Origin of the sequence: Providencia sp. PROV255 (genome assembly GCF_028478065.1) — a bacterium.
Classification (GTDB): Bacteria; Pseudomonadota; Gammaproteobacteria; order Enterobacterales; family Enterobacteriaceae; genus Providencia; species Providencia rettgeri.
On record NZ_JAMPMI010000019.1, the window covers coordinates 61333 to 74916 of the forward strand.

A 13584-nucleotide genomic window follows, 5' to 3' on the forward strand; every position below is an offset into this window, starting at 1 on the left:
CACAATAGCCGTTAATTTGCGTGAAACAGGAAATTAACATGACAGATAAACAACGTGTTTTAGTGTTGGGCGCTAGTGGCTATATTGGTCAGAATTTGATCCCTAAACTCATTGAGCAAGGATATGACGTAACAGCAGGTGCTCGCCGTGTTGATTGGATGCTATCTCAAGGCTGGCAAGATACCCAATGCATTTATGTGGATCTTCACGACCCCGAAACATTAAAAGGTGTCATGGAAGGCATCGATATTGTTTATTTCCTCGTTCATAGCATGGCTGACCAAGCCAATTTAGTCGAACGTGAGCGCGCAGCCGCTCGCAATGTGCAACAAGCCCTTGAAGGCTCAAGCGTTAAACATGTTATCTATCTCAGCGCATTACAACACGGGCATACCTATTCACCACACCTAATAGCACGGCGTTTAACCGGTGATATTTTACGTGAAAGCCAAGTCCCGGTTACTGAAATTCGTTCATCAATTATCGTTGGCTCTGGTTCTGCCGCATTCGAAATTATGCGCGATATGGTCTACAACTTAGCGATTTTAACGCCACCACGCTGGGTTCGCTCTAAGTCGTCACCTATCGCTCTGTCGAATATTTTGTATTATTTAACGCAACTGGCAAAAATACCAACAACCGAAAACCGAATTTTCGATGCGGGTGGCCCTGAGTTTATTAGCTACCAAGAACTATTTAAACGCTTTATTAAAGTCAGTGGTAAACGGCGTTTACTTATTCCCATTCCGATCCCCATCAGTATGATCTCTGTGCATTTCATCAGTTTGATCACCTCTGTGCCACCGTCAATTGCTAAGGAGCTAATCCAAGGCTTGCAGCACGACCTCCCGGCAGATGATAAAGCGTTACGAGAACTGATCCCACAAACCTTAATTTCTTTTGATGATGCTGTTAGAACCACTTTAGCTGAAGAAGCCGATGCCGTTGATAACGCAGATTGGGGTTATGACCCAGAAGTCAGAAAACGTTGGCGTCCTGGTTATGGCTATTACCCAAAACAAGCGGGAGCAACCCTTGGAACAACGGCCAGTTCAGAATCGCTCTGGTATACAGTGCAACAGATTGGCGGAAAAAACGGCTACTTCTATGCCAATGGTCTGTGGAAAACCCGCGCCATCATGGATGATATGATGTTGAATAAAGTGAAATATGGCCGCCCCGATCGTGAACAGCTCCAACTCGGTGATGAGATTGACGGCTGGCGCGTGATTAATCTTGAGCCTAATAAACAACTTAGCTTGTTATTTGGTATGAAAGCGCCAGGACTTGGCCGCCTAACTTTTACTATTCATGATAGCGGAAACCGCCGTTCAATCGATGTTCGGGCATGGTGGCACCCTGCTGGCTTTTGCGGTCTACTCTATTGGTTTGCCATGATGCCTGCACATTTATTTATTTTTAAAGGCATGGCAAAACGCATCAGTGAGCTAGCTTATGAGCGGGATAAACAACTCGCTAAACAACAGCAAGCAGAGCAACTGACCGTTAAATCAGAATAAATTTAGCGTAAAAACCAAATTTTTATGCAGAAATTATTGCATAAATATGCTCGCAGGATTAATATCGCAGGTAGTGAAATAAGATATTATTGGTACACATGAGCATTCAATTAAAAAACATCAACTGTTTCTATGGTTCCCATCAGGCACTCTTTGATATCAATCTAGAGTGTTCTGCTGGTGAGACTATGGTATTACTCGGGCCAAGCGGAGCAGGTAAAAGCTCGTTGTTGCGTGTCCTCAATTTATTAGAAATGCCACGTTCAGGCCACTTAAATATTGTGGGTCAGCAATTTGACTTTTCTTCTGCTCCAGATGCGAAAGCGATTCGTGAGCTGCGTCAAAATGTGGGAATGGTATTTCAACAATATAACCTATGGCCTCATTTGAGCGTTATGGACAACTTAATTGAAGCACCGTGTCGCGTGTTAAAATTGTCCAAGCAAGAAGCGCAAGCAAAAGCCTCTAAGTTATTAGAGCGCTTACGGTTGTCTCAATTTGCTGATCGCTACCCCTTACATTTATCGGGTGGCCAGCAACAGCGTGTTGCGATTGCTAGAGCATTGATGATGGAACCAAAAGTTTTATTATTTGATGAACCAACCGCTGCACTTGACCCAGAAATTACTGCGCAAGTTGTTGATATTATTCGAGAACTATCTGCAACTGGAATTACGCAAGTCATAGTTACTCACGAAGTGGAAATTGCTCGCAAAACCGCTAGCCGTGTAGTGTATATGGAAAATGGCCATATAGTAGAACAAGGGGATGCAAGCCATTTCACTGCACCTCAAACAGAAGCATTTGCAAATTATCTGTCACATTAATAGATATAGGATTAAGCAATGAAAAAAATTATATTAGCTGCACTACTGGGCGCTGTAACCCTATCTGCAACTGCTGCGGAAAAAGAAACCATCCGTTTTGCAACAGAAGCGACTTACGCACCTTTTGAAATGTTCGATAAGAATAACCAAATCGTTGGCTTTGACGTTGATTTAGCCAATGCCATGTGTGAAAAAATGAATGCAACTTGCACATTTACTCACCAATCTTTCGACAGCTTAATCCCTAGCTTAAAATTCCGTCGCTTTGAAGCATTAATGGCAGGTATCGATATTACCCCTGAGCGCCAACAGCAAGTGGATTTCACTGAGACTTACTACCCTAACTCAGCAGAGTTTATTGCTGTGAAAGAAAAAATCAGCTCAGTAGACCAATTAAAAGATAAAAAAATTGGTGTTCAAAACGGAACCACTCACCAAAAATATATCATGGAACAACATAAAGGTATGACAACCGTTCCTTATGATAACTACCAATCTGCTATTTTAGACCTGCAAAATGGCCGTATCGATGCCGTCTTCGGTGATACCGCAGTTGCTGACGAGTGGTTAAAAGCTAAAGGTAACGAAAACTTAGCCGCTGTAGGTGAAAAAGTGACTGATCCACAATATTTCGGTATTGGTTTAGGCATTGCAGTGCGTAAAGGAAATAAAGAGCTGTTGGATAAAATGAATAAAGCCTTAGCTGAAGTTAAAGCAGACGGCACTTATGATGCTATCCACAAAAAATGGTTTCAACAGTAATTGATATAATTAATGAGCAACTTTCTATTTTTAACAAGTGCCGCCGGTATCACCGTCGGCCTTGCTGTTTCTGCACTGGTTTTGGGGCTGATCCTCGCCATGTTATTTACTGCGTGGGAGTCCGTCCGTTTTAAACCTATTGCCTTTTTAGGGACTTGCTGGGTTACTTTGATCCGCGGTCTGCCTGAATTATTGGTCGTGTTGTTTGTTTATTTCGGTACATTACAACTGATCAATTTGTTTGGTGATGGGTTCGATATAAACCTCGGTTTTTGGCAAACCACTATCCAAATTGACCCCAGCATTTTCTTTGCTGATAGCGGTGAATTTGATTACACCCCATTTGTCTGTGGTGTCATTGCCCTCGCCTTGTTGTATGCATCTTATGCATCACAAACATTAAGAGGGGCTTTAAAAGCAGTACCTTATGGTCAGTGGGAAGCTGGTTTTGCATTAGGTTTAAACAAACGCACTATTTTCTTTCGGTTCATTATGCCGCAAATGTGGCGCCATGCGCTTCCTGGCTTAGGTAACCAATGGCTTGTATTATTAAAAGATACTGCGTTAGTTTCACTCATCAGTGTTAATGATTTAATGCTACAAACAAAAACAATCGTCAATAGAACTCACGAACCTTTCACATGGTACGCCATTGTAGGGTTGATTTACCTTGCCATTACGTTAGTCAGCCAAGTTATTTTAAAACGTATTGAATTGCGTACGACTCGCTTTGAGCGAGGTGAATCAAAATGATGGATTTAATTTTAGATATTCTTCCCGGGCTACCAACCAGCTTATCACTGACATTTAGTGCTCTTATTGTAGCTTTTATCTTAGCGATATTATTTACTTTAATTCTTTCACTTAAAACCCCCGTGGTTTCTCAAGCAGTTAAAGTCTATATCACGCTTTTCACTGGTACGCCTTTATTGGTGCAGTTCTTCTTAATTTATAATGGTCCAAGCCAGTTTAAATCACTGCAGAATTACCCAATGCTATGGGAGTTTATCTCAACCCCTTGGGTATGCGCCATGATAGCATTGGCACTAAATAGTGCAGCGTATTCTACTTTGTTATTCCACGGTGCAGTTAAAGCTATTCCGTCAGGCCAATGGCAATCGTGCCAAGCCCTCGGGATGAGCAAAATGCAAACCATGCGTATTATTTTGCCTTATGCCTTTAAGCGTTCGTTATCGTCTTATTCCAATGAAGTTGTCCTGATTTTCAAAAGTACTTCACTTGCCAGTACGATTACAATGCTAGATGTTATGGGTTACAGCCAACTGATCTTTGGTCAAAGCTGGAATGTGATGGCGTTTGTTGCTGCGGGAATTATTTATTTAGTGGTCAATGCAATTTTGACCGTTCTAATGCGTTTAATTGAACGCAAAGCGCTGGAATTTGAGCACAGAGGCTAGTCCTTCTTTCTCGCCGACAAGTAAAAAAAGCTTGGTATTATGCCAAGCTTTTTTTTAATAAGATTCATTGATTTTTGAAAGAGTATTAAAGTTACAAATGCCATAATTCAGGTTATTACATAAATAAAATCAATAATTGAGGTAACTATGCCTGATATTAAATTTGACATTCCTTTTAATCAAAATAAGTTAATTACCTATTTTAAAAATGACAAAAAAAACATAATAAGTAACAAACTATCTCTTGTAAAGAATACATCACATATAACTAATGGCCTTTGTTATGGATTGTCCTCTGCTTATCTTTGTAATGAAAACAAGAATCAAGGTGATAAATTAATAAAAACCATAGCTTCACAATTAAAAAAATGCAATCAAGATAAAGCATCAAACAAATTTAAGTTACTTAGTACAAAAACAGAGGAATACAATTATAATACATCGACATTGAACACTCATTTAGCTAATATTTTAAACATTCAAATAAATTGCTCACGCGCATATAATTTCAATTACATCTCATACAATTTAGATTCAATTATTGGTGATACAGTATCCCCAAAGCTCTCTCTAGATAAAAAGATAAGCTACCTAAATACTAAGGAAGAAACTAAACCCTTAATAATTGGCAACGGAAAAAACAACAACTTATATAACATACTGTTTTTTCTTAATGAAAGAAAAGATGTAATTAATGATAAAATATTATTTTCAAAAGAGAGTCATGAAGTTTTAAAACTAGTGAATTTATACTACAATCTGTTAAAAACAGAAAATATTGAATTCTATCCTAAATCAGATTTAAATATAGATATCCTTCATAAAATAAAAAATGACATAGAATTAAGTGAAACTGAAATAATAGATTTTTTAAAAAGCTCATTTAAATTTTTAGCTAAAAATGAAATGTATAAAAACACGTCTAAAAAATTAAACTTTGGTTTAGTAAACTGTAAAGAACGAAAAATCAATGACGATGAAAATTTAATTTTCGATAATGACCTTTCATCCATTCAGGAACTTAAGGACAGAATAAAAAGCATAATAAACAATGAACATGTTTTTTATTCATTAATTATTTATGATAATCACTGCATGGCTATTTCGATTAAACGCAACTCAAAAAACTCCGATTATATCTATAAATTCTTTGATTCTAATAAAGGGATAAAAAAATATAAAACTCAAGAATCTTTTTTTGATGATATTGAAGAGTTACTCTCCAATCATAGTTCAGATAAAACTCTAATCAAAACACTGGATTTTCCAGTTGAAATAATCTCAATGGAATCACTTAATAATTCAAGTTATAATATTTTATAAAATAACTAGAATAAATTTTGAAAATAGAGCATAAAAATATCGAACTATAAGCTGTTCAAATAGGCTTTACTGTTCGATTCGCTTTAACAACGTCAGCACTTCAAAGTGTGCTGTATGAGGAAATAAGTCGAATAACTGGACTTTACAGACTTGATAGCCAGCCAACAGTTGTAAATCTTGCGCCATGGTTTGTGCGTTGCAGCTAGAGTATAGAATATATTCAGGCTGCATATGCGTAAGGTAATCGCATAATTCCTTACCGATCCCTCGACGTGGCGGATTAACTAAAATAAGCTGAGGGATATCCTGATTCGCCGTGGCAAAACGCGTTGAATCAAGGGCTTTAAACTCAACATGCTTTAATCCAAGTTCATCCGCGGATTGCTGTGCGCTGGCAATCGCTGGCGCACTAATTTCTATCCCTGTTAAGCGAGTGTCTTTTTCAGCACAGTGCAACCCAAAGCCGCCCACCCCACAAAACAGATCCCACAAGCTATCGATATCTAACGCTTTAACCCATTCCCTCGCGGTTTGGTATAATTTTGCAGCCACTATAGGATTCGTTTGGAAAAAACCTTGTGGCCGAATAAATAAAGGGACTTGATTAAACTCTTCACGAAGTGTGCGCTGCTCCGTTAAGAAAATCTCATCCTCACCTTCAAGTATTGCCATATGCACGGGTTGAATATTGGCGGTGATCACCGCAAGCAGTGGCAACTGTTCTTGTAGCCATGGCAGTGCCTTTTTTAACTGCTCAATTTTTTTCTCTGAGCGCAACACAAACCGCAGCATAAATTTCCCAGTATGATGACTTTGAGTCAATAATAGGTATTTTAACTCACCACGTTTGCGTTCAATGTTATAAGGCGTCAGCCCTGCCCTTGCAATAAAAGGAATAATGGCACTAAACACATCAGAAAAGGCATCTGGATACAACGGGCAGTCCGTTAAATCTACACCTTGCCCATCTCGCCCAACAATACCTAAAATTGGCTTCTCAACACTACCACTAACGACCATTTTAGCTTTATTGCGAAAAGCCGTTTGCGGCCCTGTAACTGGAGGCTGAAATAGGGAGGTATCAATAGCAGGTAAAAGAGCCTGTAGTTGGCTCTGCTTTTCAATAATTTGCTGTTCAGGAGTTAGTGTCAGCCATTGGCATGAATGGCATTGCCCAGTGGCATACTTTTCACAATGCATAACAAAGACTTAGTGGAGTATTATCGAGGGTTTGTCGTCAAGAGAATGCTCTGAGTCTTCATCAGAATTGTCATCGTCTTCACCGAAATCATCTTGATTCGCATAGAGCAAGTTATTGCTAAAGATTTCAAATACAATGGCAGAAATTTGTTCCTCTGCTTGCTGTAAAAAATGGCCGAATTGACGATACGTCATCCCTGCTGCTAATGAAAATGATTGGCTAACAATCAATTTAGGCAAGTTTTCATTATTTATTTCCAGGAAAACTTTTGCCGTTAATGAGCTGGCATTAATTTGGCTGATATTCGCCACTAACGTCACAATCGCTGTCGGTTTGAGCTCAGCTAATGCAGACAACACCAAAACATTATTTAAAATATCGAGCTTCGCATCAAAAATACCATCAATATTTTGCATATGGGGTAAATGTAATGCAGAGCAGGAATCACACTCGAAATAAGAGGTTTTGAGTTGGTCTAGCCATTCACGTAACTTAGTGATGTCAGGGTAACAAATAGAATCCATGGGCAGTAACCTTCTTCAACTCAAAATAGTCGTGCAATATCGATTTGTTAGGGTTTCGGCACATCTTCCCCCTAACGAAAAAACGAATAATTCTCACATATTGTAGGCCGAAACACCAGTAAAACCGCGTTTAATCTATTTATTCATCAGGTTTATTATCTGTAGAGTCCGACTTTTTAGAGGCTTTCTTTTCTGGTTGTTTATTATCTATCCCCAAAAAACTCAGGCCATGAATTGCCCGCCAGACAATATTGATCATTGCAGGCACCAAACAACCAATACCGACCATAATAATGCTGACGATCGCTCCTGACTGCATTAAAGGCTCCGGCAGAGTGATATAGTCATTTAATGCCAACAACACAATTATAAGCAGAATGATCCCGACACCTTCTAACACGATAATGGGCTTTGGCATATCCGCCAATGAACGCATCGTCCCTTTAGACTGAGGTTTATTACTCATTCTTCTTCTCCTCTCATTATTGTGTCTCTTCCTCAAACTGAGGATTATATGCCATACCTATAGGTATAACAGGAAAATTCGACTTTTATTTCATAATTTATGTAGGCATAGTATTGAGCATTGTAATTAGAATCTGAGTTCAAGATAAAAAGGAGATACTATGTATACTGTTATTTTTGGTCGTCCTGGCTGCCCATACTGCGTTCGTGCAAAAGAACTCGCTGAAAAACTGAAAAATGAACGTGAAGATTTTGACTACCGCTATGTTGATATTCAAGCAGAAGGTATTTCTAAAGAAGATTTATCTAAAACTGTCGGCAAACCTGTTGAAACCGTTCCACAAATTTTCATTGATGAGCAACACATTGGTGGGTACACAGATTTTGAAGCTTACGCAAAAGAAAATTTAAATCTTTACAAATAGTTAGCCATACCTGTTTTTCATCTCAACAAGCAAAGTTGTTCACTTATTTATCGGTGCTGACACTTTGCTTGTTCTTTTTGTGCTACTTAAGCCAAATTTAATAAAAATATTGCACTTTTTTTCATCTAAGTGAGAACTTTCTTTTTTAGACGGAGTCTTAATTAATGCCACTGCTTTTCTTTGATGTCCCCATATTGAGGAGCCCGATAGCCAAGTTTTTGTTTTCCTGCTATCGGGTTTTTTGTTTTTAACGGCTGAGTTCACCCTGTAATGTAATGATTAACCTACGTTTTCCACCATAATTTCGGTGCTCACATAAATAAATCCCCTGCCACGTCCCCAAGTTTAAACGCCCTTTAGTAATCGGAATAGTCAAACTTGCACCCAATAAACTGCTTTTTAGGTGAGCTGGCATATCATCACTTCCTTCATAATCATGTTTATAATAAGGCTCATTTTCAGGAACGGCCTGATTAAAAAAACTTTCGAAGTCTTCTCTGACAGTGTAATCCGCATTTTCATTTATCGTTAAAGATGCCGATGTATGTTGAATAAAAATATTGGCTAAACCAACATTGATTAAGCTAAGTTCGGGAAGTTGCTTGAAAATTTCTTCTGTCACTAAATGAAATCCTCTTGCTTTTGCGCTAAGTTGTATCTCTTTTTGCCACCACATCACTTTTTCTTCCTTTTACTTTTCTATGTCTGTTACTGCACTAAATAATTATTGAGTAATAGTTAAACCGCAAGTAAATTTGTCGCACAAAGCTTTCAATAATAAGACAAAGGGACTTTACCTGCGAGGTAAGACACTTTAACCTCCTCTCTTTATGTATCTACCCTGTCTTACTCACTATTTGCCCGAGGTACTGAACTGTGCTGGAACAACTGAATCTTGATCTTTTCAATTTGATCAATGCCACACCCGAGACCGCAAGTGGAACCATTGCTGTAGCTAACGTGATTGCTAAGCGCTTAATCCTCTTATTTCCACTTTTTACGGTTGCCTGTTGGTTTTGGGGCGCCCAGCCAAATATGACTCGCCAACGTGCCTTTGCCTGTAAAGCCGCTATTGCTATCGTCATTGGTTTAACTATCTCATGGTTAATTGGTTATTTTGCTCCACATGACCGCCCATTTGTCATGGGGATTGGCACCAATTTTTCTGAGCATAAAGCCACACCTTCCTTCCCGAGTAATCATGGCACAATTGTGTTTACATTCGCTTTCGCATTTCTTTTCTGGCTAAGAACTTGGGTAGGGCTTGTAATGATGATCCCTGCCATTGTTATTGCCTGGTCACGAATTTACCTCGGTGTTCATTGGCCTTTAGATATGGCTGGTGCTTTCATACTTGCAATGGTGGCATGCGGCTTAGCTCAAATTCTCTGGTCTCTTGGTGCGAATAAAATTCAATTACCTATCACGCAACTATATAGCTTTATTTTTGCTCCTCTTATTCGTAAAGGCTGGTTTCAGCCATAACAACGTATATTCAAATACTGGCATTAATTAATGCCAGTATTCTTCGCATTATAAAAATTGCGCTAAATCAAAGTTTCTGTTTATTTTCACTTTCATCATTAAAACTTTTTTTGAAGTTATCAATAAAATTATTAAAACAATTAATTAACAAATATTTCGTTACCTTTTTCAATTATTTTTTTCGTTGCGAAAAAAGTGACAAATATAGGTCTGAGAAAAACGTAAAATAATTAATGTATAGTTCTATTCTCTCCAGTTTTTAAACTAATTAATCACGCAATAAACCAATCAGCAAATAAAAAATATCCCGTTGTTTTTCATATAAATACAAAAATACACAGCCTAAAAAATCGTACTACCATTACAGTACAGTTCAATATTCACATTGATATAGATGATATTTTAGCCAGCTATATTTCGATCATTAATATAATAATATTTTTCTAACAGAATATTATTCTGCTCATATTTCAGCAAAGCAAAACTTATTTACTCAGTATTTAATTGCTAACAAAAATAAACTTAACACAAATTTATTTAACAATTTTATAAAATATGATTATTTTGCGCAATTTTGGGGGATATTTCTCTTTTGAGATAATGATCACGGCATTTTATTCTGGTAAAATATAAATTCACACACTCAAAATCCACTATTAAAATTAAATGATAAAAATACAAAACTGATTGAAAATCAATTTACCGTAAATTTTAGTTTTATTTCCAATCAGATTGTTACGCAAAAGAAAACAATTGTTATTGAGTAATTGTTCGTACCTAAAGATTAAAAGTTCGTAACGCAATTGCCGTTACGCTAAATGATTTTTTTGACTTATATTTTCGGAGACTATTATGGATGCAACAAAAGTTGGTTCCATCGACAAAACAGCCTCGCAAACAGTAACGAGTAATGCTTGGCGCAAAACTGACACAGTATGGATGCTGGGTTTATATGGTACAGCTATCGGTGCTGGGGTGCTGTTTTTGCCAATCAACGCAGGTATGAGTGGTTTATTACCTGTTTTACTGATGCTGGTATTAGCCTTCCCAATGACATTTTTTGCTCACCGTGGGTTAACACGCTTCGTTCTCTCTGGTTCAAAACCTGACGGTGATATTACTGAAGTCGTCGAGGAACACTTTGGTCGCACAGCAGGTAACTGGATCACCCTACTCTACTTCTTTGCTATTTACCCTATTCTTCTTGTTTATGGTGTTTCCATCACCAATAACGTCAATAAATTCTTAACCGAATTATTGGGCGTTGGGGCACCACCACGCTGGTTACTTGCCTTAATTCTTGTCGGCGGAGTCATGGCGATTGTGGCATTTGGTGAAAAATACATCGTCAAAGTCATGAGTATGTTAGTGTTTCCATTTATCGCCGTACTGGTTGCATTCTCACTGTATATGATCCCACATTGGTCTGGTGATGTACTAAATACCTTAACTTGGGAAGGTATCACTGAGGCAACAAAAAATACGGGTGGGCAAAGTATTTGGGTCACCATTTGGCTGACAATCCCTGTGATGGTATTCGCATTTAACCACTCACCAATTATTTCTGCTTTCTCTGTGGCAAAACGTGAAGAATACGGTGATGCCGCTGAACAAAAATGCTCACGGATCCTTGCCTCCGCGCACATTTTGATGGTGCTGACCGTTATGTTCTTCGTGATCAGCTGTGTATTTACCTTATCTTCAGCGGATCTCGCACAAGCTAAAGCACAAAATATTAGTATCCTTGACTACTTGTCTGGCTATTTTGACCAGCCATTCATCAAATATGCTGCTGCAATCATTGCATTTATCGCAATTATTAAATCTTTCCTCGGCCACTATTTAGGTGCTCGTGAAGGTTTCAATGGCTTAGTTGAACGTGCTTACCGTGCAAAAGGTAAAACCATTGATGTTCGCAAGTTAAACCGCGGTACTGCAATTTTCATGTTAGTCACCACTTGGCTAGTGGCAACATTAAACCCGGGTGTATTGGATATTATTGAAAGCCTCGGTGGCCCAGTTATCGCTATCTTACTGTTCTTAATGCCAATGTATGCAATTAGCAAAGTACCTGCGATGCGTAAATACTCAGGTAAAATCAGTAATGTATTTATCGTAATTATGGGTCTGGTCGCTATCTCTGCGGCAACATATAAGTTATTCTTCTAATTGAAGCCACTAGGTAGCGACCAGTAATGGAAGCTACCTAATTTCAATGACTTTCTACAAAAGGAAGCACTGAATATGATTAGTGTATTTGATATCTTCAAAATTGGTATCGGCCCTTCAAGCTCCCATACTGTCGGCCCAATGAAAGCAGGCAAACAGTTTGTTGACGACCTTATCCAGCAAGAATTACTCACTCGCACGACACGAATTTCAGTAGACGTCTATGGCTCACTCTCTTTGACGGGTAAAGGCCATGCAACGGATATGGCGATTATTATGGGCCTTGCAGGTAACTTACCAGACACCATTGATATTGACGCTATTCCTGCTTTTATGCGTAATGTAGAGCAAACTGAAAGGCTCTCCCTTGCACACGGGCAACATGAAGTTGATTTCCCTACTGAAGGTGGCATGAATTTTCATACTACCAACCTACCACTCCATGAAAATGGAATGAGTATTACGGCATTCAGTGGTGATGATGTTATTTACAGCAAAAATTACTATTCTATCGGTGGCGGTTTTATCGTCGATGAAGAGCACTTTGGCCAGTCTGATGAAAATGCAGTGCAAGTCCCTTACCCATTTAAATATGCGGCCGACCTGCAAAAACATTGTAAAGACACAGGTTTATCACTTTCCGCACTCGTGATGCAGAATGAATTAGCATTACGTAGTAAAGAAGAAATCCAACAATATCTCTCGTCCGTATGGGATGTCATGAAATCCGGTATTGAACGGGGAGTGACAACCGAAGGTTTACTACCCGGACCATTACGTGTACCACGCCGAGCAGCCGCATTACGCCGTCAACTCGTGACAACGGATAACACCAATATGGACCCAATGGCCGTCATAGATTGGATCAATATGTATGCGCTTGCCGTTAACGAAGAAAATGCAGCGGGTGGTCGTGTTGTCACGGCACCAACTAATGGTGCATGTGGCATCATTCCTGCGGTATTAGCTTATTATGATAAATTTATTCGCCCTGTGAATGAAAATTCCTATACCCGTTACTTTTTAGTTTCTGGCGTGATTGGCGCATTATATAAAATGAATGCGTCAATTTCCGGTGCCGAAGTGGGTTGCCAAGGAGAAGTGGGTGTTGCTTGTTCGATGGCCGCCGCGGGACTCGCCGAATTAATGGGCGGTAGCCCTGAGCAAGTGTGTATCGCAGCAGAAATTGCCATGGAGCATAACTTAGGTCTCACCTGTGACCCTGTTGGAGGGCAAGTTCAAGTACCTTGTATTGAACGTAACGCCATCGCTTCCGTTAAAGCCGTGAATGCGGCACGCATGGCACTACGTCGCGTCAGTGACCCACGTGTTTGCCTCGATAAAGTCATTGAAACCATGTATGAAACTGGTAAAGATATTAACGCTAAGTATCGTGAAACGTCTCAAGGCGGCTTAGCGATTAAATTGGCTCACTGCGAATAGTATTGTTTATCTATCATCTCTA

General features: G+C 39.0%; 14 protein-coding genes. 10 read left to right on the top strand and 4 right to left on the bottom strand.

What is annotated here, in order from left to right; genetic code table 11:
- The first annotated feature begins 38 nt into the window (after positions 1 to 38).
- The 6 genes from PR725_RS17335 (at position 39) to PR725_RS17360 (ending at position 5850) form a co-directional block, all read left to right on the top strand.
- Positions 39 to 1520, top strand: a complete 1482-nt coding sequence (locus PR725_RS17335) for a DUF2867 domain-containing protein (RefSeq protein ID WP_004909389.1) — start codon at positions 39 to 41, stop codon at positions 1518 to 1520.
- Positions 1521 to 1618: 98 nt separating this feature from the next.
- A complete protein-coding gene (gene artP / locus PR725_RS17340) occupies positions 1619 to 2347 on the top strand; it encodes an arginine ABC transporter ATP-binding protein ArtP (RefSeq protein WP_004256404.1) in 729 nt (242 codons plus the stop codon).
- 18 nt (positions 2348 to 2365) lie between these two features.
- Positions 2366 to 3109 carry an arginine ABC transporter substrate-binding protein gene (gene artJ, locus PR725_RS17345; protein ID WP_004256405.1) on the top strand — a complete coding sequence of 248 codons (744 nt, stop codon included), beginning with the start codon at positions 2366 to 2368 and terminating at the stop codon, positions 3107 to 3109.
- Positions 3110 to 3121: 12 nt separating this feature from the next.
- A complete protein-coding gene (artQ, locus tag PR725_RS17350; RefSeq protein WP_004909379.1) occupies positions 3122 to 3862 on the top strand; it encodes an arginine ABC transporter permease ArtQ in 741 nt (246 codons plus the stop codon).
- Entirely contained in the window at positions 3859 to 4527 is a 669-nt protein-coding gene (artM, locus tag PR725_RS17355; protein WP_004909376.1) for an arginine ABC transporter permease ArtM, read from the top strand. The genes artQ and artM overlap by 4 nt, the downstream gene beginning before the upstream one ends.
- 147 nt (positions 4528 to 4674) lie before the next feature.
- A complete protein-coding gene (locus PR725_RS17360) occupies positions 4675 to 5850 on the top strand; it encodes a hypothetical protein (RefSeq protein WP_117162160.1) in 1176 nt (391 codons plus the stop codon).
- A 66-nt stretch (positions 5851 to 5916) separates the two neighbouring features.
- Here the strand turns inward: PR725_RS17360 and rlmC are convergent, their stop codons facing one another.
- The 3 genes from rlmC to PR725_RS17375 form a co-directional block, all read right to left on the bottom strand.
- Positions 5917 to 7050, bottom strand: coding sequence for a 23S rRNA (uracil(747)-C(5))-methyltransferase RlmC (gene rlmC, locus PR725_RS17365; protein ID WP_117162161.1), 1134 nt, complete (start codon positions 7048 to 7050; stop codon positions 5917 to 5919).
- A 9-nt stretch (positions 7051 to 7059) separates the two neighbouring features.
- Positions 7060 to 7575: a YbjN domain-containing protein gene (locus PR725_RS17370; RefSeq protein ID WP_109911013.1), complete on the bottom strand. Its 516-nt coding sequence runs from the start codon at positions 7573 to 7575 to the stop codon at positions 7060 to 7062.
- A 139-nt stretch (positions 7576 to 7714) separates the two neighbouring features.
- Entirely contained in the window at positions 7715 to 8041 is a 327-nt protein-coding gene (locus PR725_RS17375; protein ID WP_109911012.1) for a YbjC family protein, read from the bottom strand.
- Between the two features lie 160 nt (positions 8042 to 8201).
- Here PR725_RS17375 and PR725_RS17380 point away from each other — a divergent pair, with 160 nt between their 5' ends.
- Complete coding sequence (locus PR725_RS17380; protein ID WP_004909359.1) at positions 8202 to 8465, top strand: GrxA family glutaredoxin; 264 nt, start codon at positions 8202 to 8204, stop codon at positions 8463 to 8465.
- 247 nt (positions 8466 to 8712) lie between these two features.
- Here the strand turns inward: PR725_RS17380 and PR725_RS17385 are convergent, their stop codons facing one another.
- Positions 8713 to 9141: a secondary thiamine-phosphate synthase enzyme YjbQ gene (locus tag PR725_RS17385; protein WP_004909357.1), complete on the bottom strand. Its 429-nt coding sequence runs from the start codon at positions 9139 to 9141 to the stop codon at positions 8713 to 8715.
- A gap of 200 nt (positions 9142 to 9341) precedes the next feature.
- On the opposite strand from PR725_RS17385, the gene ybjG reads away from it, so the two are divergent.
- From ybjG to PR725_RS17400, 3 genes are all read left to right on the top strand, one after another.
- Positions 9342 to 9950, top strand: coding sequence for an undecaprenyl-diphosphate phosphatase (gene ybjG / locus PR725_RS17390; RefSeq protein WP_109911010.1), 609 nt, complete (start codon positions 9342 to 9344; stop codon positions 9948 to 9950).
- 852 nt (positions 9951 to 10802) lie between these two features.
- A complete protein-coding gene (locus PR725_RS17395; protein WP_004909352.1) occupies positions 10803 to 12119 on the top strand; it encodes a serine/threonine transporter in 1317 nt (438 codons plus the stop codon).
- 75 nt (positions 12120 to 12194) lie between these two features.
- Positions 12195 to 13562: an L-serine ammonia-lyase gene (locus tag PR725_RS17400; RefSeq protein WP_109911009.1), complete on the top strand. Its 1368-nt coding sequence runs from the start codon at positions 12195 to 12197 to the stop codon at positions 13560 to 13562.
- The last annotated feature ends 22 nt before the right edge of the window (positions 13563 to 13584 follow it).

Coding starts and splice junctions, on each gene's coding strand:
- PR725_RS17335 (WP_004909389.1), top strand. CDS start 39: ATGACAGATAAACAACGTGTTTTAGTGTTGGGCGCTAGTGGCTATATT.
- artP (WP_004256404.1), top strand. CDS start 1,619: ATGAGCATTCAATTAAAAAACATCAACTGTTTCTATGGTTCCCATCAG.
- artJ (WP_004256405.1), top strand. CDS start 2,366: ATGAAAAAAATTATATTAGCTGCACTACTGGGCGCTGTAACCCTATCT.
- artQ (WP_004909379.1), top strand. CDS start 3,122: ATGAGCAACTTTCTATTTTTAACAAGTGCCGCCGGTATCACCGTCGGC.
- artM (WP_004909376.1), top strand. CDS start 3,859: ATGATGGATTTAATTTTAGATATTCTTCCCGGGCTACCAACCAGCTTA.
- PR725_RS17360 (WP_117162160.1), top strand. CDS start 4,675: ATGCCTGATATTAAATTTGACATTCCTTTTAATCAAAATAAGTTAATT.
- rlmC (WP_117162161.1), bottom strand. CDS start 7,050: ATGCATTGTGAAAAGTATGCCACTGGGCAATGCCATTCATGCCAATGG.
- PR725_RS17370 (WP_109911013.1), bottom strand. CDS start 7,575: ATGGATTCTATTTGTTACCCTGACATCACTAAGTTACGTGAATGGCTA.
- PR725_RS17375 (WP_109911012.1), bottom strand. CDS start 8,041: ATGAGTAATAAACCTCAGTCTAAAGGGACGATGCGTTCATTGGCGGAT.
- PR725_RS17380 (WP_004909359.1), top strand. CDS start 8,202: ATGTATACTGTTATTTTTGGTCGTCCTGGCTGCCCATACTGCGTTCGT.
- PR725_RS17385 (WP_004909357.1), bottom strand. CDS start 9,141: ATGTGGTGGCAAAAAGAGATACAACTTAGCGCAAAAGCAAGAGGATTT.
- PR725_RS17395 (WP_004909352.1), top strand. CDS start 10,803: ATGGATGCAACAAAAGTTGGTTCCATCGACAAAACAGCCTCGCAAACA.
- PR725_RS17400 (WP_109911009.1), top strand. CDS start 12,195: ATGATTAGTGTATTTGATATCTTCAAAATTGGTATCGGCCCTTCAAGC.